This is a genomic window from Ramlibacter sp. bp-362, from assembly GCF_054956735.1.
Map to the genome: position 1 here is coordinate 1 of NZ_JBUDXE010000061.1, position 264 is coordinate 264.

The 264-nt window shown below is 65.5% G+C and carries 1 protein-coding gene; it reads left to right on the plus strand.

Translation table 11 applies throughout. The features are described 5' to 3' along the window. Positions 1-264 (plus strand): hypothetical protein (locus tag ACY0MJ_RS22395; RefSeq protein ID WP_462640768.1); only part of this gene is annotated, 264 nt, incomplete at both ends.

The window sequence follows — 264 nt, forward strand, 5'->3', positions numbered from 1 at the left end:
AGGAGAACCCTGCGCTGCGCCCCAGCCGCTACGCGCGACTCGGCGAACACATCCCCAACGCCTCGGTGATGGACTGGTACGACCAGAACGGCGAGACGATGGAGCAGGGCAAGTGGGCCGACCCCGGGAACCGGACGCTGCAGTACGTCGCTGCCTCCACACCCGACACCGAGGCCTACAACCGCATCCTGCTCATCGTGCACGGCACCGAATCACCGATCGATGTGCGTCTCCCCGAAGAGATCGAAGGCGCGACTCGTTTCG